This is a genomic window from Caulobacter sp. FG7, assembly GCF_057808875.1.
In genome coordinates, this window is sequence record NZ_JBMDIW010000013.1 from 15,532 (window position 1) to 36,859 (window position 21,328).

Sequence of the window (21,328 nt, forward strand, 5' to 3'; positions counted from 1 at the left end):
GGGCATCCTAGGTGCATGTGAAGAACATAACAAGAACGATGCTTGACGGCGGTTGCGGCGTGTCGCCTAAGGCGAAGCATGATTTCGGTGATCCTTCCCGCTGTCGCGCCCGTGCATGCGCTCGCTCAGCTCCTGGCCCAGCTGGTGCCGGCCGCCGTCGACGGTCTCGTGAAGGAGGTGGTGATCGCCGGTGTTTCAGAGCCTGGGCTGGAGGCGCTGATCGAGGACAGCGGCGCGCGGTTCGTTACGGCGTCCGGCGATCGGGGCGCGCTGCTGGCTGCCGGGGCGGCCGTGGGGCGCGGCGACTGGATCCTGGCGCTGGATCCGGCGCGGGGGCTGCCGGAAGCCTGGCGCGGGCCGGTCGAGGCGCACCTGGCCGGCGGGGCGGGGGCTGCGGCGCTGCTGTTTCCGGCAGGAAGCTTGCTGGCGCGGCTGACGGAGACGCCGCTGGGGTTGCTAGTGCGGCGGCTGGATTATGGGGCGACGGGCGGGTTTGCGGGACATGCACCGGAGAAGGCGCTGGCGGGGCGGCTGAAGGCGCGGCGGGTGAGGCTTTAAGATCCTCCCCCTGAAGGGGGAGGTGTCGACGAAGTCGACGGAGGGGGAGGGACTTCCCACCACCGTATGGATTTCCCCCTCCGACCGCTTCGCGGCCACCTCCCCCTTCAGGGGGAGGATCGCAAGCGTCGACTTCGCGCCGCTGGGGGAGAAGGAACATTGCGGTTTCCACCCGCCCCGCGTTATCGAGGATCCATGTCGCTCGCCCACGCCTCCGCCGCCGCGTCCGTGAAATGGGTCGGCTGGCTGCGGCGACGAATCCGCTCCAGCGAGTTGTGGTTGATCGCCGTGGCGACGTTGATCGGCGTGGCGGCCGGAACCTTCGCGGTCGTGCAGGCCCAGGTCGCCCACGGCCTGCAGATGCTGCTGTTCGAGATCGACATCAACGAGCGGCTGAGCGCTCAGGCCCATGTGGCGCCCTGGCGGCTGCTGGCCATTCCGCTCGGTGGGCTGCTGCTGGGCGGGATCACCTGGGCCTGGATGAAGTATCGCCCGCGCCCCGCCGTCGACCCCGTGGAGGCTAACGCCCTGCACGGCGGGCGGCTGTCGATGAAGGACAGCGCCTTCATCTGCGGCCAGACCATGCTGTCGAACGGGGTAGGGGCCTCGGTCGGGCTGGAGGCCGCCTACGCCCAGGCCGGCGCGGCCGCCGCCTCGTTCGCGGGCCAGCGGCTGAACCTGCGCCGGGCCGACATGCGCACACTCGTCGGCGCCGGGGCCGGCGCGGCGATCGCCGCGGCCTTCGGCGCGCCGCTGACCGGCGCCTTCTACGCCTTCGAGATCGTCATCGGGGCCTATACGGTCGCCAACCTGGCGCCCGTGGTGGCCGCGGCCCTGGCCGCGGTGCTGGTGGCCAGCAAGATGGGCGCGATCCCCTACCTGCTGAAGACCGACACCCAGGCGGTGCAGTCCTGGACCGACTACGGCCTCTACGCGCTGGTCGGCCTGGCCTGCGCGATCGTCGGCATCGGCCTGATGCGGCTGGTGGCCAACGCCGAGCGGCTGGTGACCCGCTCGCCGATCCCGCGCTGGCTGCGGCCGGCGATCGGCGGCATGGGGCTGGCGGTGCTGGCGGTGATAACGCCCCAGACCCTGTCGGCCGGCCACGGCGCGCTGCACCTGAACCTGATGGCCGAGGCGCCGCTCAAGCTGCTTCTGATGCTGCTGGCGATGAAGGCCCTGGCCTCGGTGATCTCGCTGAGCTTCGGCTTCCGGGGCGGGCTGTTCTTCGCCTCGCTGTTCCTGGGCGCGCTGCTGGGCCAGGTGTTCTCGGCGATCTCGTTTCTGATCCCTTGGGCGCCGAGCCTGGACCCCACCGTGGCGGCCCTGGTCGGCATGGCGGCGCTGGGCGTCGCCGTCGTGGGCGGGCCCTTCACCATGTCGTTCCTGGTGCTGGAGGCGACCGGCGACTTCACGGTGGCGGCCGCGGCCCTGGTGGCCTCGATGATCGCCAGCGCCATGGTGCGCGAGACCTTCGGCTATTCCTTCTCGACCTGGCGGCTGCACCTGCGCGGCGAGACCATCCGCAGCGCCCACGACGTGTCGTGGATGCGCCCGCTGAGCGCGGGGCGGATGATGCGCAAGGACGTCCAGACCGTGCCGGCCGAGACGACGCTGGCCGAGTTCCGACGCCGGTTCCCGCTGGGCTCGACCAAGCGCGTTATCATGGTCGACGGGGCCGGGCTCTATGCCGGGGTGATCCCGACCGCCAAGGCCTATGCCGACGGCGGCGACGGCGAGCGGCCGGTGGCGGGCCTTGCGATCAACGCCGAGACGGCGCTGAAGCCCGAGCAATCGATCAAGGACGTGATGCGGGCCTTCGACCGCAGCGAGACCGACGAACTGGCGGTGATCGACGACAAGCGCAACGTGCTGGGCGTGCTGTCGGAGGCCTACGCCACGCGGCGCTATGCGGAAGAGCTGGAGAAGGCGCGGCGGGAGCTGACGGGGGAGGCTGGGTAGGTGTGGGAGCCTCACCCCGTGGGGGAGGCGGCCGAAGGCCGGTGGGGGAAGTTTTCAGCTTTCCGGGCTTTGGTGACTTTCGCGGCCCCGCCCACCACCGATCGCTTCGCGATCACCTCCCCCACAGGGGGAGGTTCCCTTTGATCGTTACATATCCAGCCGGAAGTCGATTACCTTGGCGCCGCTGGCCACGGCGTCCAGCGTCTTGGTCTCGGCGCCGAGCAGGCGGCGGTAGGTCCAGTACGAGGCCATGACCTTCTCGACGTAGTTGCGGGTCTCGACGGCCGGCAGGCTCTCGATCAGCAGCAGGCTGTCGCAGTCGGCGCCCAGCTGCTGCTGCACCTTCAGCAGGGTGCCCGGACCGCCGTTGTAGGCGGCCACGGCGCGCAGCAGGTCGGGGCTCTGCAGGCCGCGGTCCATCAGCCAGGTGAAGTAGTCCTGGCCGACGCGCAGGTTGAAGGCCGGATCGAACAGCGGGGTGTTGTCGGCCAGGAGCTTGTCGTCGCCGGCGGCGCGGGCGGCGGCCACGGGCATCAGCTGCATCAGGCCCACGGCCCCGGCGCCGGAGACGGCCATCGGGTCGAAGCGGCTTTCCTGGCGAACCAGGGCGTAGACCAGGGCCTTGTTGAGCGTGAAGCCGCCCTTGGGCGCCAGCTCGGGCAGGGGATAGTCTTCGCCGCCGATCTTCTTGACCGGGCGGCCGGCGTTGAACGGGGCGCGGGCGTTCAGGGCGAGGGTGAGGGCGCTCCAGTCGGCGCGGGCCTTCTCGTCGGCGGCCAGGGACAGGCCGGCCCGCAGCTCGGCGCCGGCCTCGTTCCAGCGGCCCAGCTGGGCCAGCGAGGCGGCGCGGCGGGCGCGGATGTCGCCGGCCAGCAGCTTGTTCAGCGAGGCCGGATCGGGACCCGCGTAGGACACGCGGGTGATCAGGGCGGCGATCGGATCTTCGGGGTCGTTGGCGACGGCCAGGCCCGCCATCGCCAGCTGGCGGCCGGCGATCATGCCGTAGAAGGTCTGCGGGGCCTGGGCGGCCTGGGTCAGCAGGGCGCGGACCCCGTCATTGTCGCCGGCCATGCTCGCCGAGCGGGCGGCCCAGAAGGCGCCGGCGGCGCGCAGCCAGTCGTCCTGGCCCTGGTCGTGGGCGACCTGCTCGAAATAGCTGCGGGCCTCGGCGTAGGATTCCAGGCGGAACGAGGCCAGGCCCGCGATCCAGCGCTCGCCCGAGGCCTTGGCCAGCTTCAGCGCGCCCTTCACGTCGCCGGAATAATAGGCCTCGCGGGCGGCGCGGCCCTTGTCGGCCGGACCCGCGGCGCGGCCGCCCTGGGCGACGTCGACGAAAAGCTCCGGAGCCTTGGGCGCGGACACGCGGGCCGGCTTGCGCTTCATGGCCAGGGCGTAGACGCGGTCGGCGCCGGCTTCGTCGCCATAGAGCTTCAGCCAGCCGGTCAGGTCGTCGTAGCTGGCGGTGTAGGCGGTGGGATGCATCAGCCGCACCAGCGACAGCTTGCCGATCAGGCTGCGGTTGCGGGTGTTGGCGAAGGCGGCCTCGGCGGCGTCGAAGTCGCCGCGCTCGGCGGCGCCGAAGGCGGCCTGATAGTAGCGCATGTCGTTGTCCGACAGCGGTTCCAGCCCCGCGGCCCTTGCTGCGGGCGCAGCGAGGTTAAGGCAAAGCGCGAGGGCCGAGACAACGGCCAGAGGGCGAGCGAAAAGCTGCAAATCGTATCCGCGCAAGCCTTTGAAAAGGCGGCGCGCGTCCCCGTTCCGACTGGTCAGCGGTTTGTTTAATGGGGCCTTTCGGGACGATCAAGCCTTTCGGCCAGCATCAGGAGGTCCTGCCAGGCCTTCTTCTTGGCCGCCGGCTGGCGCAGCAGGAACGCCGGATGCAGGCTGGGCAAGGCTGGAACCTCGATCGCGCCGTCCTCCGAACGCCATTCGAACCAGCGTCCGCGCAGCGAAAGAATGCCTTCCTCGCGCTTCAACATGCTCTTTGCTGAGGCGCCGCCGACCAGCAGGATCAACTTGGGCTTGATGAGCGCGATCGCTCGCTCGACGAACGGGGCGCAGACGGCCTGCTCCAGGGGCGTGGGCGTGCGGTTGCCCGGCGGACGCCAGAAGACGGTGTTGGTGATGAAGGCCCTCTCCTGCAGGCCGGCGGCCTTCAGCATGCGGTCCAGAAGCTGGCCGGCCCGGCCGACGAAGGGCTCGCCGCGGGCGTCTTCATCGGCGCCGGGACCTTCGCCGATGACCATGACCGGCGCGTCGCCGGGACCGCGCGAGAACACTGCCTGCTTGGCGCCTTGCGTCTTTAGCGGGCAGCCGTCGAAGGCGGCGATGGCGGCGGCCAGGCTTTCGAGGTCGTTGCAGGCGGCGGCCATCTGCTTGGCCTGGGCGGCGGCTGCGCCGATGTCGACCCCGCCGAACGCGCCGGGGCGGGGCGGGGGCGCGGCGACCACCACCGGCTGCGGCTGGCTGCGGGCCCGCAGCAGGGCCGCGCCCTCGGCCAGGCGGTCGATCGGCTCGTCGGCGTAGCAGGCCTCGACGCCCGCATCGGCCCAGAAGGCCAGCAGGCTTTCGACGGCGCGCGGATCGACGGCGAGGCTCATGAGGTTTCTCTAGCGAGTATAATGGGCTGCGTCACCGATATGTCCGCGCTGCGGTGCAACAAAAACTATCCAGTTTTCCTTGACCGCCGTGGCGTCACGTTCGGATAAAGTCCGACTCAAACAGGAAGAAGGCAGGCTCCGCGCAGGGCCTGGGGCGGGAGAAGCCATGAGCGAAGTCCTCGAACGCGAGTCGATGGAATACGACGTCGTCATCGTCGGGGGCGGTCCGGCGGGTCTGTCGGCGGCCATCCGTCTCAAGCAGATGGCGCAGAAGGCCGGAACCGAAGTCAGCGTGGCCCTGGTCGAAAAGGGCTCGGAAGTCGGCGCGCACATCCTGTCAGGCGCGGTCATCGATCCCAAGGCGCTGAACGAGCTGATCCCCGACTGGAAGGAGAAGGGCGCGCCGCTCGAGACCCCGGTCACCAAGGACAAGTTCCTGCTGCTGGGCCCGCAGGGCGAGCTTGGCCTGCCGATGTTCGCCATGCCGCCGTTCATGCACAACCACGGCTGCTACATCGCCTCGCTGGGCAACGTCACCCGCTGGCTGGCCGCGCAGGCCGAGGAGCTGGGCGTCGAGATCTATCCGGGCTTCGCCGCCTCGGACATGGTCTGGCGCGAGGATGGCTCGCTGAAGGGCGTCGTCGTCGGCGTCGTCGGCATCGCCAAGGACGGTCACGAAAAGCCCGACTACCAGCCGGGCATGGAGCTGCACGGCAAGTACGTGTTCATCGCCGAGGGCGTGCGCGGCTCGCTGGCCAAGCAGCTGATCGCCAAGTTCGACCTGAGCGCCGGCAAGTCGCCGCAGAAGTACGGCATCGGCATCAAGGAGCTGTGGCAGATCCCGGCCGACAAGCACCAGCCGGGCCTGGTGCAGCACACCACCGGCTGGCCGCTGGACAACCAGACGGGCGGCGGCAGCTTCCTGTACCACTTCGGGGACAACTACGTGTCCGTCGGCTATGTGGTGCACCTGAACTACAAGAACCCCTGGCTGTCGCCGTTCGACGAGTTCCAGCGCTTCAAGCAGCACCCGTCGATCCGCCCCTATCTCGAAGGCGGCAAGCGCATCGCCTACGGCGCGCGGGCCATCACCGAGGGCGGCTACCAGTCGATCCCGAAGCTGTCGTTCCCGGGCGGCGTGCTCATCGGCTGCTCGGCCGGCTTCGTGAACGTGCCGCGCATCAAGGGCAGCCACAACGCCATGAAGACCGGCATGCTGGCCGCCGAAGAGGCGTTCAAGGCCATCGCCGCCGGCCGCGAGGGCGACGCCCTGGTCGAGTACGAGGCCGCCTTCGAGACGTCGTGGGTCGCCAAGGAGCTCAAGGTCGTCCGCAACGCCAAGCCGCTGCTGGGCAAGCTGGGCACGGCGCTGGGCGGCGCGGCCGGCATGTTCGACATGTGGTGCACGCACCTCTTCGGCGGTTTCTCGTTCTTCGGCACGCTGAAGCACGAGAAGACCGACGCCGCCTCGACGGGCCTGGCCAAGGACTACAAGCCGATCGTCTATCCCAAGCCCGACGGCGTGATCAGCTTCGACAAGCTGTCGAGCGTGTTCCTGTCGGCCACCAACCACGAGGAAGACCAGCCGGCGCACCTGAAGCTGAAGGACCCGTCGATCCCGATCGACGTCAACCTGCCCAAGTACGGCGAGCCGGCGCGCCTCTATTGCCCGGCCGGCGTCTACGAGGTGCTGTACGACGAGCAGGGCGCCAATCCGAAGTTCCAGATCAACGCCCAGAACTGCGTCCACTGCAAAACCTGCGACATCAAGGATCCGTCGCAGAACATCGTCTGGACCACGCCGGAAGGCGGCGGCGGCCCGAACTATCCGAACATGTGATGTGGTGATCCTCCCCCCTTCAGGGGGAGGTGGCCCGGAGGGCCGGAGGGGGAAGTCCCTTCGGCCTTTTTGACGGCTGCTTCCTGGGCAGTCACGTCCCCCTCCGTCGGCTTCGCCGACACCTCCCCCTTCAGGGGGAGGATCTGAACTTGCCCGAAACCCTGAAACCTAAGAGGGTGGCGGGATGATGCGTCTTCGAGTCCTCCTGTCCCTGGCTTCCACCGCCGTGCTGGCCGCCTGCGCCACCACCGAGCCCGCGCTGCGCGGGTCGCAGGAGGGCTGGAACACCGCGCCGTGGAACGGCCGCTCGGCCTATGGCCAGTTCCTGGCCGGCCAGGCGGCGCTGGAGGACGGCCGCAGCGACCAGGCCGCGGCCTATTTCCAGGCCGCTCGCAATCTGGGCGAGGACCCGGGCCTGCTGGGCGAGCGGGCCTTCACCGCCTCGCTGCTGGCCGGCGAGGTCACGCGCGCCGCCGAACTGGCGCCGCGGGCCGAGGGCGGGACCGAGGGCGTGCGCCGCCTGGGCATGCTGACCGTGGCCGTCGACGCCCTGGCGCGCGGCAAGGCCAAGGAGGCGCAAGGCCTGCTGGCCGATCCGGCCATAGGCTTCCCGCACCGTCCGGCCGTGGCCCTGCTGACGCCCTGGGCCGCGCAGGCCGCCGGCGACGCGGCCGCAGCCCAGGTGCTGCCGGAGCTGCGCAACGATCGCCTGGTGCAGTATTTCGGCCAGCTCGGCCGCGCCGAGATCTTCGAGCAGGCCGGCAAGCCCGCCGAGGCCGAAGCCGACTACAAGGCGCTGATGGAGATCGCGACCGTCCGGCCGATGTTCGCCCTCGACTATGGGGCGTTCCTTGAGCGCCGCAAGCGCCGCGACGAGGCTGTCGCCCTCTATGACTCCATCCTGGCCGAGGCGCCCAACGACGTCGCCCTGCTGGACGCCCGGGCTCGCGCCGTGGCGCGCAAGGCGCCGCCGGCCCTGGTCACCGGCCGCCAGGGCGCCGCCAACACGCTGGTCGCCTGCGCGGCGGTGTTCACCAGCGAGCGTCAGAGCCAGTTCGCCCTGGCCTATCTGCGCCTGGCCCTGCACCTGGATCCCAAGCGCGAGGACGCCCTGCTGATGGTCGGCGACCTGCTCGACCAGGGCGGCGACATCGACGGCGCCCGGGCCGCCTACGCCAAGATCCCCACCGGTTCGGCCCGCTATGCCGCCGCCCAGGGCAAGATCGCCTGGACGCTGCAGAACGCCGGCGACAAGGACAAGGCCCTGGCCGTGGCCGAAGCGGCCGCCAAGGCCCCCGAGGCGGGACGCTCGGCGCAGCTGGTCTATGCCGACCTGCTGCGGGCCAACGACCGCTGGGCCGACGCCGTGGCGGTGATCGACCCGCTGGTCGAGGCCGAGAAGGATAAGCCCGACTGGCGCCTGCTCTACATGCGCGGCGTGTCGCTGGAGCGCGCCGGCCGCTGGCCCGACGCCGAACGCGACCTGGAAAAGGCCCTGGAGCTCAATCCGAACGAGCCGGAACTGCTGAACTATCTCGGCTACTCGTGGATCGACCGCAACGAGCGCCTGCCCGAAGCTCTGTCGATGGTGCAGAAGGCCGTGAAGGCCAACCCGCAGTCGGGGGCCATGCTGGACTCGCTGGGCTGGGCCTATCACCGCCTGGGCGACGACAAGGCGGCCGTCGAGCTTCTGGAGCAGGCCATCGAGATCGAACCGGGCGACCCTGACATCAACGATCACCTGGGCGACGTCTACTGGCGCCTGGGCCGCAAGACCGAGGCCCAGTTCCAATGGCGGCGGGTGCTGAGCCTGGAGCCGACCGACGAGCAGAAGGCCGCCGCCGAGGCCAAGCTGAAGGACGGTCTGGGCAGCAAGGGGCCAGCCAAGGCGCCGGCCGTGGCCAACGGCGCCAACGCGCTGTAGGTCTAGCTCGCTCAAGCTTTCCAGGTAATTCTCGATGCGCCGTTCAGCCTTCGCCCCGGCCAAGGTCAATCTGTTCCTGCACGTCGGCGGTCCCGACGCCGAGGGCTATCATCCGCTGTCGAGCCTGATGGTCTTCGCCGATGTCGGCGACACCGTCTCGATCCAGCCGGCAGATGCGCCGGTGTTCGAGGCCACGGGCCGCTTCGGGCGGGACATCCCCGTCGACGAGAGCAACCTGGTCGTCCGCGCCGCCAAGGGTCTGCATGCGGCCGTCGGCGGTCCCGCGCCGCCGGTGCGGCTGATCCTCGACAAGGCGCTGCCGATCGCGGCCGGCCTGGGCGGCGGCTCCAGCGACGCCGGCGCGGCCCTGCGGCTGCTGCGCGAGGCGCTGGGCTACGACCTGTCCGACGCCGAACTGGAGGCCGTGGCCGGCGCGCTGGGCGCCGATGGCGTGCCGTGCCTGTGGGGCGCGCCGGTGCTGGCGCAGGGCAGGGGAGAGCGGCTGTCGCCGGCGCCCGTGCTGCCGGAACTGCATGCGGTGCTGGTCAATCCGCTGGTCCCGTCGCCGACCGGCGCGGTCTATCGCGCCTATGACGCCGCCGTCGATCCGCGCGGCGAGGCCCCGCCGCCCGCGCCCGAGGCCTTCGAAAGCGTCGAGGAAGTCTGCGCCTGGCTGGCGGCCATGACGCGCAACGACCTGCAGGCTCCCGCCGTGGCCCTGGAGCCGCGCATCGGCGAGGTGCTGGACCTGCTGGCCGGCGAGCCCGAGGCGCTGCTGGCGCGGATGTCGGGCTCGGGCGCGACCTGTTTCGCGCTCTGTGCGAGCGACATCGAGGCCGAGGGCTTGGCCGAGCGCATCGAGACCATGCGGCCCGACTGGTGGGTGAAGCGGTGCCGGTTGGGCGGTGCGTTCTGAGGCCGTGCGTGCTCCTCGTCCTTCGACAAGCTCAGGATGAGGAACAAGGACCATTCAGTAGAAAACCTCACCCTGAGCTTGTCGAAGAGTGGGGTTTTCGGGCCAAGATCCTTCAAGCTTAGGGAGTTTCCGCATGGACCGCCGCCTGTTCCTCGCCGCCGCAGCCGCGGCCGCCGCCACTTCGGCGCACGCTCAGGAAGCAGCGCCCGCGCCTCAGCCCGCCGCGCCGTCCCAGCCCGCCCCCAAGCCGCCGACCCGCGTGGCCGTCGAGACGCCGCTGGGCCGGATCGTCATCGAGCTGCACACCAAGGAAGCGCCGATCACCACGGCCAACTTCCTGCGTTACGTGGACCAGAAGCGCTATGACGGCGCGACCTTCTTCCGGGCCTCGCGGGCGCCGGGCGCTCCGGAGTACGGCCTTATCCAGGGCGGGGTGCAGGGAGACCCCAAGCGCGTGCTGCCGCCGATCGCCCACGAGCCGACGACCAGGACGGGGCTCAAGCATGTGTCGGGGACGGTCTCGATCGCCCGCAACGCGCCGGGCACGGCGACCTCGGACTTCTTCATCCTGATCGGCGACGCGCCGGGCCTGGACGCCAATCCCGCCGCCTCGGGCGACAACCAGGGCTTCGCGGCCTTCGGCACAGTCGTCGAGGGCATGGAGGTCGCCCAGAAGATCCTGGCCCTGCCCACGCCGGGCAAGGCGATCAATCCGGTGATGACCGGCCAGATCATCGATCCGCCGCTGAAGATCATCTCGGCCAGGCGGGTTCCGTAGCAGGGAGTGAAAACCTCATCCTTCGACAAGCTCAGGAAGGGGTTTTCAGGTCGGACTCGGCGTTGAACTGATCCTCATCCTGAGCTTGTCGAAGGACGAGGATCACAAGCCGGTCTCAACGACCGGGCAAAGAAAAAGGGCGCGGAGGCCGAAGCTTCCGCGCCCTTCTTTTGGACCGCCTTCAGCGGAGCCCGAAGGCTCAGCTGTGGTAGGCGCGTTCCCCGTGTTCGGAGATGTCCAGGCCTTCTTCTTCGGCGTCCGGCGAGGCGCGCAGACCGATCACCAGCTTGATGACGAAGAAGACGATGGCCGAGGCGATGCCCGACCAGATGATGGTCAGGCCGACGCCCTGCAGTTGGGCCAGGACCTGGGTGCCCAGGTTGTAGACAGCCGTGTCGCAGGTCGAGATGTCGCCGTCCTTGGCGCAGGACATGTAGTCGACGACGCCGGCGCCGCCCCAGGCGGGGTTGACGACCAGGCCGGTGCCGATGGCGCCGACGATGCCGCCGACGCCGTGGATGCCGAAGGCGTCCAGGCTGTCGTCGTACTTCAGGGCGTTCTTCACGGCCGAGCAGAAGATGATGCAGATCGGCGAGACCACGAGGCCGAGGATGATCGCGCCCATCGGGCCCGAGAAGCCGGCGGCCGGGGTGATGGCCACGAGACCGGCCACGATGCCCGAAGCCAGGCCCAGGGCCGACGGCTTCTTGCGCGTGATCCACTCGACGATGATCCACGACAGACCAGCGGCGGCGGTGGCGGCGAAGGTGTTGACCATGGCCAGCGAGGCGTAGGCGTTCGATTCCAGGTTCGAACCGGCGTTGAAGCCGAACCAGCCCACCCACAGCAGGCCAGCGCCCACCAGGGTCAGGGTCAGCGAGTGCGGGGGCATGGGCTCCTTGCCGTAGCCTTGGCGCTTGCCGAGGATCAGGGCGCCGACCAGGGCGGCGATACCGGCGTTGATGTGGACCACGGTGCCGCCGGCGAAGTCGAGGGCGCCGAAGCTCCAGATCTTACCGGCCTTGACCGTGGCTTCCGGATCGAGGGCGATGGCGTTCGGGCCCGGCCACCACCAGACCATGTGCGCCATCGGATAGTACGACAGCAGCGGCCACAGCACGGCGAAGGCGACGATGGCCGAGAACTTCATGCGCTCGACCAGCGAGCCGACCACGAGGGCCGCGGTGATGGCGGCGAAGGTCGACTGGAAGGCGATGAAGGTCAGTTCCGGGATCACGACGCCGGTCGAGAAGGTGGCGACCGTGGTCGACGGCGTCACGTCCTTCAGGAACAGGCGGCCAAGGCCCCCGACCCAGCTGTCCCAGGCGCCGCCGTCGGTGAAGGCGAAGCTGTAGCCCCACAGGAACCAGGCGACGAAGCCGATCAGGGCGACGGTCGAGACCTGCATCATGACCGACAGCATGTTCTTGGAGCGGACCAGGCCGCCGTAGAACAGGGCCAAGCCCGGCAGGATCATCAGCAGGACCAGCAGCGCCGAGGTCAGCATCCAGGCGTTGTCGCCCTTGTCCTGCTTGTCGACGATGGTCGGAGCGGCGGCGGCGGCCGGAGCAGCGGCCGGAGCGGCGGCGGCAGGCGCCGGCGCAGCCTCGGCGGGCGCGGCGGCGGCGGCCGGAGCGGCCTCCTGGGCGAAGGCGGTCGCGCCGAGCGGCGCCCCCGCGAGCGTCGCGGCGAGCATCAGCCCGGCCAGCGGCTTAAAGGTCAATTTCATCGTTGGTATCCCCTTTCCCCGACGATCGTTACAGAGCGGCCGGGCCGGTTTCGCCCGTCCGGATGCGCACGGCTTCTTCGACATTGAGGACGAAGATCTTGCCGTCGCCGATCTTGCCCGTGGCCGCGGCGGCCTTGACCGCTTCGACCGCCTTGGCCGCGGACGCATCGTCCACCACGGCTTCCAGCTTCACTTTGGGCACGAAGTTCACTTGGTACTCCGCGCCGCGATAGATCTCGGTCTGGCCTTTCTGGCGGCCGTAACCCTTCACTTCCGACACCGTCAGGCCTTCGACGCCGGCGGCGACCAGCGCCTCGCGGACCTCGTCCAGCTTGAAGGGTTTGACGACCGCTATGATCAGTTTCATCCGGCTTGCTCCGGTCCGCTTTGGAGCGGACCCCCCTTTGTTGATGGCTAGAGCGGATTTGCTCACTCGATCACCGCGACGCCGCCGGATGCGGCCGCGTCGTTTCCCCGGCGCTCGCACGCTATCGGCCACGGTTCCTTGAGCGGGGTCGCGCGGTAGGCAATTGGAAAGGAAAGGGGCGAGGCGCCTGAAAAAGTATCATCGGTCGCTCAGTTTGCGCGCTTCTGCGGCAAATGCGTCGTCCAGCGCCGCCGTGGCGCGGGGCGTCGCGCAACGTCTACAATGACCGCTCTTCCGCCGTTCCGAAGGATTCTCCGATGACGCCCCTGTGGGCCAAGATCGCCCCCTGGGGGCTGCTGATCTGCTCGAACGTGTTCATGACCTACGCCTGGTACGGCCACCTGAAGGGCAAGCCGCTGGCGCTGCCCGTGGCCATCCTCAGCAGTTGGCTGATCGCGCTTCCCGAATACATGCTGGCGGTGCCCGCCAACCGCATCGGCCACAGCGTATATTCCACGGCCCAGCTTAAGACCGGCCAAGAAGCAATCACGCTGATCGTCTTCACGTTGTTCTCGTATTTCTATCTGGGAGAGGCCATTCGCTGGACCACGATGCTGGGCTTCGTGCTGATTTTCGCCGGAGCTGCGCTGGTGTTCTTTTTCAAGTAACGGCGAAGTCTGGATCACGAGCCCGTGATCGTCTGCAACGGAGTCGCAATCTGGAGCGTAAAGCCGGCCTGAGTTTCAAGCGAAAGGACCAGGCCATGTATGTGACGCGCTTCCTCTCCGCCGCGGCGGCCATGGCGCTGCTCTCCGGCGTCGCCATCGCCCAGACCGCTGATCCTGCGGCGCCGGCCCAGCCGCCGGCGGCCGCGCCGCCCGCCGCGACCTCGGCTCCGGCGACCCCGGCCGCCAAGGTCACCCCGAACGGCGACCTGATCGCCACGGCCCAGGCGTCGGGCCAGTTCACGACCTTCCTCAAGGCCCTGGACGCCACCAACCTGACCAGCGTGCTGAAGAGCAATCCGAACCTGACGGTGTTCGCCCCCACCGACGCGGCCTTCGCGGCCCTGCCGGCCGGCGAGCTCGATCGCCTGATGCAGCCGGCCAACGCCGCCCAGCTGCAGAAGGTGCTGACCTACCACGTGATCAACACCAAGGTGGACTCGACCAAGATCACCGGCGCCAAGGGCGAGGTGAAGACGGTCGAGGGCTCGTCGGTGACGCTGGACGGCAGCGGCGCCAGTCCCATGGTCGACGGCGCCAACATCGTGCAGGCCGACGTCATGGCCACCAACGGCGTGCTGCACGTGGTCGACAAGGTGCTGATCCCCAAGGACGTTCCGATCCAGGCCGCGGCGGCCGCCACCGATGACGCCGCCACCAGCATGGCCTCGGCCACGACCAACAGCGACGCGATGGCGGCCACTGACGCCGGCGCCGACGTCGCCGCCCAGGCCGCGCCCGCCGCGGCTCCGGCCCCGGACCAGGCGACCACGCCCTCGGCGACCGACGCCCCGGCCGACCAGGCGATGAATCCGACGACCTCGCCGGCGCCGGCTGACCCGACCGCCGCCACGACGGCGCCGGCCGCCGACACCGGCACGGCCTCGCCGGCCTCGGCCACGCTGCCGGCCTCGTCGATGAGCCCGGACCAGCAGGCGACCCTCAAGGCCGGCGACGCCAACGTCGTCTCCAACCCGCCGGTCGCCGACACGCCCGAGAACCGCAAGGCCTACGGCGCGCCGATGTCGAACGCCGGCAAGCGTTCGAGCGCCAAGGGCAACTAAGTACGAAGGCGAAGTAATAAACGACGTCCACTTCGCTTGAAGCGACAGTCGGCGGGCCCTATGGTCCGCCGACTTTTTCAGGCCCCTGTTCGGACGTCATGCCCGCCGCCCCCAAATCGTTTCAAAGCCTCATCCTGACGCTCCACAACTACTGGAGCGAAAAGGGCTGCGTGATCCTGCAGCCGCACGACGTGGAAGTGGGGGCGGGGACGTTGCACCCGGCCACCGTGCTGCGCGCGCTCGGCCCCAAGCCGTGGAACGCGGCCTATGTCCAGCCCTCGCGCCGCCCGGGCGACGGTCGCTATGGCGAGAACCCCAACCGCCTGCAGCACTATTACCAGTACCAGGTGATCCTGAAGCCGAACCCGGCCGACATGCAGGACCTGTACCTGGGCTCGCTGGAGGCCATCGGCCTCGATCTGCGCACCCACGACATCCGCTTCGTCGAGGACGACTGGGAAAACCCCACCGTCGGCGCCTGGGGCCTGGGCTGGGAAGTCTGGTGCGACGGCATGGAAGTCAGCCAATACACCTACTTCCAGCAGGTGGGCGGCCTGGACGTGAACCCGGTTGCGGGCGAGCTGACCTACGGCCTGGAACGCCTGGCCATGTACGTGTTCGGCGTCGACAACGTCTACGATCTTCCGTTCAACGATCCCGACTCGCCGCTGGGCGCGCTGACCTATGGCGACGTCTTCCTGGCCAATGAGCGCCAGCAGTCGGAAGCCAACTTCCACGGCTATGACGTGGCGGTGCTCAAGCAGCAGTTCGAGCAGATGGAAGAGCAGGTGCCGCTGATGCTGGCCCGCTCGTACAAGAACGAGACGCTCGTCCTGCCCGCCTACGACATGGTCCTCAAGGCCAGCCACCTCTTCAACCTGATGAACGCCCGCGGCGCGATCGCCGTCGCCGAGCGCGCCTCCTACATCGGCCGCATCCGCGACCTTTGTAAGATGTGCGCCCAGAAGTGGGTCGAGCTGCAGGAAGCCGCGTAACGCCTATGCCCCAACTGCTTCTCGAACTGTTCTCCGAAGAGATCCCCGCCCGCATGCAGGGCCAGGCCGCCAAGGACCTGGAACGCATGGCGCGTGAACACCTGGCCGCCGCCGGCTTCCTGCCCGAGGCCCTCAAGACCTTCGCCGGCCCGCGCCGCCTGACCCTGGTGGCCGAAGGCCTGCCGCTGGCCCAGGCCGACCGCAAGGAAGAACTGAAGGGCCCGCGCGTCGGCGCCCCGCAGCAGGCCATGGACGGCTTCCTGCGCAAGGCCGGCCTGACCCAGGACCAACTGGTCGAGCAGAACGGCGTCTGGATGGCCTTCGTCGAGAAGAAGGGCCGCCCGACCGCCGAGATCGTCGCCGAGATGGTGGAAGCCATCGTCCGCGGCTTCGCCTGGCCGAAATCGATGACCTGGGGCACGGGCAAGCTGCGCTGGGTGCGTCCGCTCAAGCGCATCCTGTGCGTGCTCGACCGTGAGGTCGTGCCGTTCTCGATCGATGGCATCGCCAGCGGCGACGTCACTGAAGGCCACCGCTTCATGGGCGACGCCAAGCCCTTCGTCGCCAAGGACTTCGACGAGTATGTCGCGGGTCTCGAGGCCCACTTCGTCGTGCTCGACGTCGAGGAGCGCAAGGAGCGTATCCTCGAGGGCTGCAAGACCCTGTGCTTCGCCCGTCACCTGGAACTGGTCGAGGACATCGGCCTGCTCGAGGAAGTCGCGGGCCTCGCCGAATGGCCGACGCCGGTGCTGGGCGACATGGACCCGTCGTTCCTCGACCTGCCGCCCGAGGTGATCCGCACCTCGATGCGCACCCACCAGAAGTATTTCGCCGTGCGCAAGCCGGGCGAGGCGGGTCTGGCGCCGCACTTCATCACCGTGGCCAATATCGAGGCCAAGGACGGCGGCAAGGTGATCGCCGCCGGCAACGCCAAGGTGCTGTCGTCGCGCCTGGCCGACGCCCGCTTCTTCTGGGACGAAGACGTCAAGACCGGCTTCGAGCCGTGGCTGGCCAAGCTGGACGGCGTGACCTTCCACGCCAAGCTCGGCACGATGAAGCAGCGCGTCGATCGCATCGTCGCCCTGGCCGGCGAGATCGCGCCGCTGGTCGGCGCCGATGTCGAGAAAGCCAAGGAGGCCGCGCGCCTGGCCAAGGCCGACCTGACCTCGCAGATGGTCGGCGAGTTCCCCGAGCTCCAGGGGATCATGGGCGGCTACTACGCCCGCCACTTCGGCCTCGACGCCGAGGTCGCCGCTGCGATCGAAGGCCACTACAAGCCGCAAGGCCCGTCCGATGCGGTTCCGACCGCGCCGGTCAGCGTGGCCGTGGCCCTGGCCGACAAGCTCGACACTCTGGTCGGGTTCTTCGCCATCGATGAGAAGCCGACGGGCAGCAAGGACCCCTATGCGCTGCGTCGCGCGGCGCTGGGCGTGATCCGGATCATCCTCGACAATGGCCTGCGCCTGCCGCTGGCCAAGTTCGGCAAGGACGACCTGCTGGCCTTCTTCGCCGACCGCCTGAAGGTGACCCTGAAGGACCAGGGCAAGCGCCACGACCTCGTGGACGCCGTGTTCGCCCTGGGCGACGACGACCTGGCGCGCATCGTCGCGCGGGTCGAGGCCCTGGACGGTTTCCTGAAGACCGACGACGGCAAGAACCTGCTGGCCGGCTACAAGCGCGCCTCCAACATCCTCAAGGCCGAGGAGAAGAAGGGCCCGCTGCCGGAAGGCCAGGCCGAGGAGCCGGCCGCCGACAGCGCCGCCGAGGTTGGGCTGTACCAGGCCCTGCGCCTGCTGGACCGCCCGCTGAAGGACGCCCTGGCCAAGGAAGACTTCACCGGCGCCATGGCCCAGCTGGCCGAACTGCGCGGTCCGGTGGACGCCTATCTCGACGGCGTGTTCGTCAACGACCCCGAGCACCGCGACAACCGCCTCAAGACCCTGGCCGCCGTCCGCGCGGCGATGGGTCTGGTGGCGGACTTTGGTCTGGTGGCGGGGTAGGGCGCTTCGCGCCCCCCTCAGTCGCCCCGCGACAGCTCCCCCAGAGGGGGAGCATCTTGGCGCTTAAGATCCTCCCCCTCTGGGGGAGGTTGCCCAGAGGGCCGGAGGGGGGACGTTTTCAGCCGCCGCGGCATTTGCCGGGGTCGCAGGAACTTCCCCCTCAGTCGCTTCGCGACAGCTCCCCCTTCAGGGGGAGCATCTTCTACTCGCACACATCCGCCCACTTGGCGTTGACGGCGTCCGTGCCGTCGGCCTCCTCGACCACCAGCGCGCCGTCGGACCAGACGAAGCGTTCGGGGCCGTCGAAGCTGTCCTGCGGCTGCTGGACGTCGACATCGCCGCAGACCGAGACGACCTCGCCGTCCTGGTGGGTGAAGACCTTGCCGAAATTGACCAAGGTCGCCTCGGGAAAGCGGTTCTGCACGGCGATCTTGGCGCCGGCGATCGCCAGTTGGTCGTCGGCGCTGTCCTGGGCTTCTTCGGCCTGGGTGTCGCGCAGCACGTAGGCCATCAGGCCGCCGCCGACGGCGAGTAGGACCACGGCGGCGATGGCGCCGGTTACGACGGGCTTGTCGAGTTTCATGGCCGCAGTCGGCCGCAGGTTGCGGCGAGCGTCAACTAACGGGAGGAAACCTCGCCCTTCGACAAGCTCAGGGTGAGGTTTCAAGTCGGGCTCCGGCGTTTGCCCTGATCCTCACCCTGAGCCCGTCGAAGGGCGAGGATCACGCAAGGATTTTCAGTCCCGCAGCAGCGGCAGCGACAGCCCGCCGGCCTGGCGGGCGCCCAAAATCTCCCGCCGGAAGCGGAATAGCTCGGCCGGGCGTCCCCCAGTTTCGCTGTCGAGGCGGCCCAGGCCCTCGACCAGGTCCTCGCGCTCGACCACGCGGCGGAAGTTCTGCTTGTGCAGCGGCACGCCGGCGATGGCTTCCACGGTGCGCTGGAGGGCCGACAGCGTGAACTCGGCCGGCATCAGTTCGAAGGCCACGGGGCGGTACTTGATCTTGCCGCGCAGGCGCGAAAGGCCCGTGGCCAGGATCCGCCGGTGGTCGGAGATCATCGGCTCGCCCAGAGCGGCCGACAGGGCGACGGGTTCGGCCGGGTCGTGGCCGTCGGCGCGAGCGCGGTCGCGGGCGGCTTCGGGCGCGAGGCCGGCCTCGTAGAGCAGCTCGTAGCGCTCGAGCACCCGCTCCTCGTTCCAGGGGGCGCCGTCCAGAGCGAAGGCCAGGCGGGCGCGCGACAGGCGGTCGGCGTCGTCGCCGGCCCAGCGGCGCAGGGCCGGGGCGATGGCTTCGTCCAGCAGGGCCGGGCGACCGGCGCGCCAGTCTTCCCAGGGGAAGAACCGGGTCCAGGGCGCCCAGGCGGTGTCGGGGGCTTGCGTGTCGGTGGCCTTGGGCGTCAGGCCCAGATAGCCGATCGAAACCACGCGCGCCGCGCCGGCGCCGACCTCGGCTCGGGGGGCGTCGCGGCCCTTGTCGCCGAATGTGTAGAGCTGTTCGACATAGCCCAATTGGAACCGCGTCTGCTCGGTGACGAAGGCGCGCAGGGCCAGCTCGAAGGTGCGGTGGCCCTCGGGGTCGAAGGGGCCGAACGGCAGGCCCGGCAGGGGCGAGGCGATGTCGGTGATCGCGTCGTGCGGACGCACGGTCAGCACCACGACCTCGCCGTCGCGCACAGCCACGACCACGGCCGACAGTCCGATGACGATGCCGGAAGAGGCTGCGGACGGAGCCGTCATTCGGTCTCGAAGGCTTCGCCCGGGGCCGACTCGTAGCCGGCCGCCTTGGACAGCACGTGGAAGCGCTGGACGTAGCGGGCTTGGGCCTCGAACGGGGGCAGGGGCGTGATCTTCAGGTCGTAGCCGGCCGGCGGCGCGCCGAAGATCGACAGGGATTCGCCGTGCTCGAAGCCGGCCAGCTGGGTGGCCTCGAAGAAGGCGCAGGCGCGGTCGGCCTGCTTGATCAGCTTCTTGATCGGGGCCGGGGTCTTCACCGGCAGGCCGAAGCGGATGTGAATGGCGTCTTCCAGCCGGGCCTCGAAGTCCTTGTACGACACGCCCAGCGCCGCCTTGAACGGGCTGATCATGTCGCCGATCACGTATTCGGAGGCGTCGTGCAGCAGAGCAGCCAGGCGCCAGCGCGGCTCCAGGTCGGGCTTGATGTGGGCGGCGATCTCCTCGACCACCAGGCTGTGCTGGGCCACCGAGAAGCCGTGCTCGCCGATGGTCTGGCCGTTCCAGCGGGCCACGCGCGCCAGGCCGTGGGCGATGTCCTCGATCTCGATATCCATGGGCGAGGGGTCCAGCAGGTCCAGCCGGCGTCCCGACAGCATCCGCTGCCACGCCCTCGGAGGGCTCTTATGCAGCCCTTTGGCCACGAGATCGTTCCTTATGGTGAAGGTGGTTTGAGTGCCGCATCGCTTGATGAAGATCAATGATGGCCCGGCCCGACGCCTGTGGAAATGCGTTTGTTGGAAATGCGTACCGAGGAGCGTGACGATCGAAAGTGGAGGCCGGCGAAGGTGAATACCGGTTTCGACGACCGTCACGCGTCAGGACAAGGAGGATGGATCATGAGCTGGGCAAGGATCATGGCGCCGCTGGCGGGAGCCAAGCCTGACGAGGGCGTGCTGCGGGCCGCCGCCGTGCTGGCGGGGGCCTTCGACGCCGAACTGGCCGCCGTCCACGCCCCGGCCGACGTGGCCGACCTGATGCCGTGGATGGGCGAGGGCTTCATGGGCGGCGTGCAGGTCACGGCCCTGGAGAGCCTGAAGGAGGCCGCCGTCGAGGGCGCCCACGCCGTCGAGACCATGGTTGGGGCCGTCGGCTATGCGAAGTCGCGGGTGGTGACGCTGGAATCGCCCGTCTGGGCGGGCCTGGCCATGGAGTGCCGCCTGTCGGACGTCATCGTGTTCGACAGCGCCGCCGCGCGGGGCAAGGGCCCGCTGGCCGAGGCGTTCCAGCAGATGATCGCCGACGAGCAGCGGCCCGTGGTCGTGGCCCGCGAGGGGCTGAAGGTGGGCGGGACGGCGCTGGTGGCCTGGGACGGCGGCAAGGAAGCCAGCCGCGCTCTGCGCACTGCGCTGCCGCTGCTGCAGAAGGCTTCGCGGGTGGTGGTGGCCGGCGCGCCGGCGGCGTCGTCGCGCAGCTTCGAACTGGCCCGGATGGTGGACTTCCTGGCCGCCCGGGGGGTTACGGCCCAGGTGCGCGTGCTGGAAGGATCGCACGACGCGGCCAAGCTGCTGCTCGAGGCGGCGAGGGCGGAAGGCGCCGATTTCCTGGTCGCCGGCGCCTTCGGCCACCCGCGACTGCAGGAGTTCATCTTCGGCGGCACGACGCGCAGCCTGCTGAACGCCGACGGCCCGTCGCTCTTCCTGTCGCACTGACCGTTTCAATCAAGAAGCCCGTTTCAATCAAGAAGAAGGAGGCAGTCCATGTCCCTATCGCGCATCGTCATGCGTCTGGCCCGCAACCCGGGCACCGAATTCGCCGGCGGCGACGATCATCGCGGCTACGCCCTGACCGCGCCGCTGACGGCCGACGGTCACCTGGACGAGGCCCAGTACGCCAAGGCGAGGAAGGACTGCGCGGTGCGCCGCTTCGCTCCCGACGAGGACCCCGCCGACGGCCGTCTGGCCCGGCGCGGCGAGCGCTGGTTCTTCGACTATGACGAGGACGACCAGATCGACGACGAGCCCGTCCACCGCCTGGGCCAGCACCGCTTCGCCGTCGGCGAGTACGTCACCGTCACCGACGAGGACGGCCGGCCGCTGACGTACAAGGTGATGGAAGTCACGCCGATCTGAGGATTGAGACGGAGATCCTCCCCCTGAAGGGGGAGGTGGCCCGGAGGGCCGGAGGGGGAAGTCCCTGAC

19 protein-coding genes are annotated in these 21,328 nt (G+C 69.3%); 12 read left to right on the forward strand and 7 right to left on the reverse strand.

The annotated features are described in order from the left end of the window. Positions 1–78 precede the first annotated feature (78 nt). On the forward strand, positions 79–558 hold the full coding sequence (locus ACODR1_RS12270; protein ID WP_488880702.1) for a cell wall biosynthesis glycosyltransferase: 480 nt from the start codon (positions 79–81) through the stop codon (positions 556–558). 195 nt (positions 559–753) lie between these two features. After that, the gene (locus ACODR1_RS12275) at positions 754–2,520 is read left to right on the forward strand and encodes a chloride channel protein (protein ID WP_488880703.1); all 1,767 of its coding nucleotides are present in this window, start codon (positions 754–756) and stop codon (positions 2,518–2,520) included. 147 nt (positions 2,521–2,667) lie between these two features. Here ACODR1_RS12275 and ACODR1_RS12280 read toward each other — a convergent pair whose 3' ends face one another. Next, positions 2,668–4,122 (reverse strand): lytic transglycosylase domain-containing protein, encoded by a 1,455-nt coding sequence (locus ACODR1_RS12280; protein WP_488880704.1) that lies wholly within the window; start codon positions 4,120–4,122, stop codon positions 2,668–2,670. A gap of 176 nt (positions 4,123–4,298) precedes the next feature. After that, positions 4,299–5,120, reverse strand: a complete 822-nt coding sequence (locus ACODR1_RS12285; protein WP_488880705.1) for a uracil-DNA glycosylase — start codon at positions 5,118–5,120, stop codon at positions 4,299–4,301. A gap of 166 nt (positions 5,121–5,286) precedes the next feature. Here ACODR1_RS12285 and ACODR1_RS12290 point away from each other — a divergent pair, with 166 nt between their 5' ends. From ACODR1_RS12290 to ACODR1_RS12305, 4 genes are all read left to right on the forward strand, one after another. Then, positions 5,287–6,960: an electron transfer flavoprotein-ubiquinone oxidoreductase gene (locus tag ACODR1_RS12290; protein WP_488880706.1), complete on the forward strand. Its 1,674-nt coding sequence runs from the start codon at positions 5,287–5,289 to the stop codon at positions 6,958–6,960. A 184-nt stretch (positions 6,961–7,144) separates the two neighbouring features. Further along, complete coding sequence (locus tag ACODR1_RS12295) at positions 7,145–8,884, forward strand: tetratricopeptide repeat protein (RefSeq protein ID WP_488880707.1); 1,740 nt, start codon at positions 7,145–7,147, stop codon at positions 8,882–8,884. Between the two features lie 34 nt (positions 8,885–8,918). Then, positions 8,919–9,800 carry a 4-(cytidine 5'-diphospho)-2-C-methyl-D-erythritol kinase gene (locus ACODR1_RS12300; protein WP_488880708.1) on the forward strand — a complete coding sequence of 294 codons (882 nt, stop codon included), beginning with the start codon at positions 8,919–8,921 and terminating at the stop codon, positions 9,798–9,800. A 133-nt stretch (positions 9,801–9,933) separates the two neighbouring features. Then, positions 9,934–10,578 (forward strand): peptidylprolyl isomerase, encoded by a 645-nt coding sequence (locus ACODR1_RS12305; protein ID WP_488880709.1) that lies wholly within the window; start codon positions 9,934–9,936, stop codon positions 10,576–10,578. Positions 10,579–10,777: 199 nt separating this feature from the next. Here ACODR1_RS12305 and ACODR1_RS12310 read toward each other — a convergent pair whose 3' ends face one another. Further along, positions 10,778–12,307: an ammonium transporter gene (locus ACODR1_RS12310; protein WP_488880710.1), complete on the reverse strand. Its 1,530-nt coding sequence runs from the start codon at positions 12,305–12,307 to the stop codon at positions 10,778–10,780. 28 nt (positions 12,308–12,335) lie between these two features. Continuing rightward, positions 12,336–12,674 (reverse strand): P-II family nitrogen regulator, encoded by a 339-nt coding sequence (locus ACODR1_RS12315; protein ID WP_035046383.1) that lies wholly within the window; start codon positions 12,672–12,674, stop codon positions 12,336–12,338. A gap of 317 nt (positions 12,675–12,991) precedes the next feature. On the opposite strand from ACODR1_RS12315, the gene ACODR1_RS12320 reads away from it, so the two are divergent. The 4 genes from ACODR1_RS12320 (at position 12,992) to glyS (ending at position 17,458) form a co-directional block, all read left to right on the forward strand. Continuing rightward, entirely contained in the window at positions 12,992–13,342 is a 351-nt protein-coding gene (locus tag ACODR1_RS12320; RefSeq protein WP_488880711.1) for a DMT family protein, read from the forward strand. Positions 13,343–13,437: 95 nt separating this feature from the next. Beyond that, entirely contained in the window at positions 13,438–14,463 is a 1,026-nt protein-coding gene (locus ACODR1_RS12325; RefSeq protein ID WP_488880712.1) for a fasciclin domain-containing protein, read from the forward strand. A gap of 98 nt (positions 14,464–14,561) precedes the next feature. Continuing rightward, positions 14,562–15,458, forward strand: coding sequence for a glycine--tRNA ligase subunit alpha (locus tag ACODR1_RS12330; RefSeq protein WP_165256038.1), 897 nt, complete (start codon positions 14,562–14,564; stop codon positions 15,456–15,458). 5 nt (positions 15,459–15,463) lie between these two features. Continuing rightward, positions 15,464–17,458, forward strand: coding sequence for a glycine--tRNA ligase subunit beta (gene glyS / locus ACODR1_RS12335; protein ID WP_488880713.1), 1,995 nt, complete (start codon positions 15,464–15,466; stop codon positions 17,456–17,458). Positions 17,459–17,660: 202 nt separating this feature from the next. On the opposite strand, the gene ACODR1_RS12340 is transcribed toward glyS, so the two are convergent. The 3 genes from ACODR1_RS12340 to ACODR1_RS12350 form a co-directional block, all read right to left on the reverse strand. Further along, positions 17,661–18,041 (reverse strand): hypothetical protein, encoded by a 381-nt coding sequence (locus ACODR1_RS12340; RefSeq protein WP_488880714.1) that lies wholly within the window; start codon positions 18,039–18,041, stop codon positions 17,661–17,663. Between the two features lie 153 nt (positions 18,042–18,194). Beyond that, entirely contained in the window at positions 18,195–19,193 is a 999-nt protein-coding gene (locus tag ACODR1_RS12345; RefSeq protein WP_488880715.1) for an NUDIX hydrolase, read from the reverse strand. After that, positions 19,190–19,831, reverse strand: coding sequence for a YfbR-like 5'-deoxynucleotidase (locus ACODR1_RS12350; RefSeq protein WP_488880716.1), 642 nt, complete (start codon positions 19,829–19,831; stop codon positions 19,190–19,192). The genes ACODR1_RS12345 and ACODR1_RS12350 overlap by 4 nt, the downstream gene beginning before the upstream one ends. A gap of 195 nt (positions 19,832–20,026) precedes the next feature. Here ACODR1_RS12350 and ACODR1_RS12355 point away from each other — a divergent pair, with 195 nt between their 5' ends. Continuing rightward, positions 20,027–20,839 carry a universal stress protein gene (locus ACODR1_RS12355; protein WP_488880717.1) on the forward strand — a complete coding sequence of 271 codons (813 nt, stop codon included), beginning with the start codon at positions 20,027–20,029 and terminating at the stop codon, positions 20,837–20,839. A gap of 48 nt (positions 20,840–20,887) precedes the next feature. Next, positions 20,888–21,259, forward strand: coding sequence for a hypothetical protein (locus tag ACODR1_RS12360; protein WP_488880718.1), 372 nt, complete (start codon positions 20,888–20,890; stop codon positions 21,257–21,259). Positions 21,260–21,328: the final 69 nt, after the last annotated feature.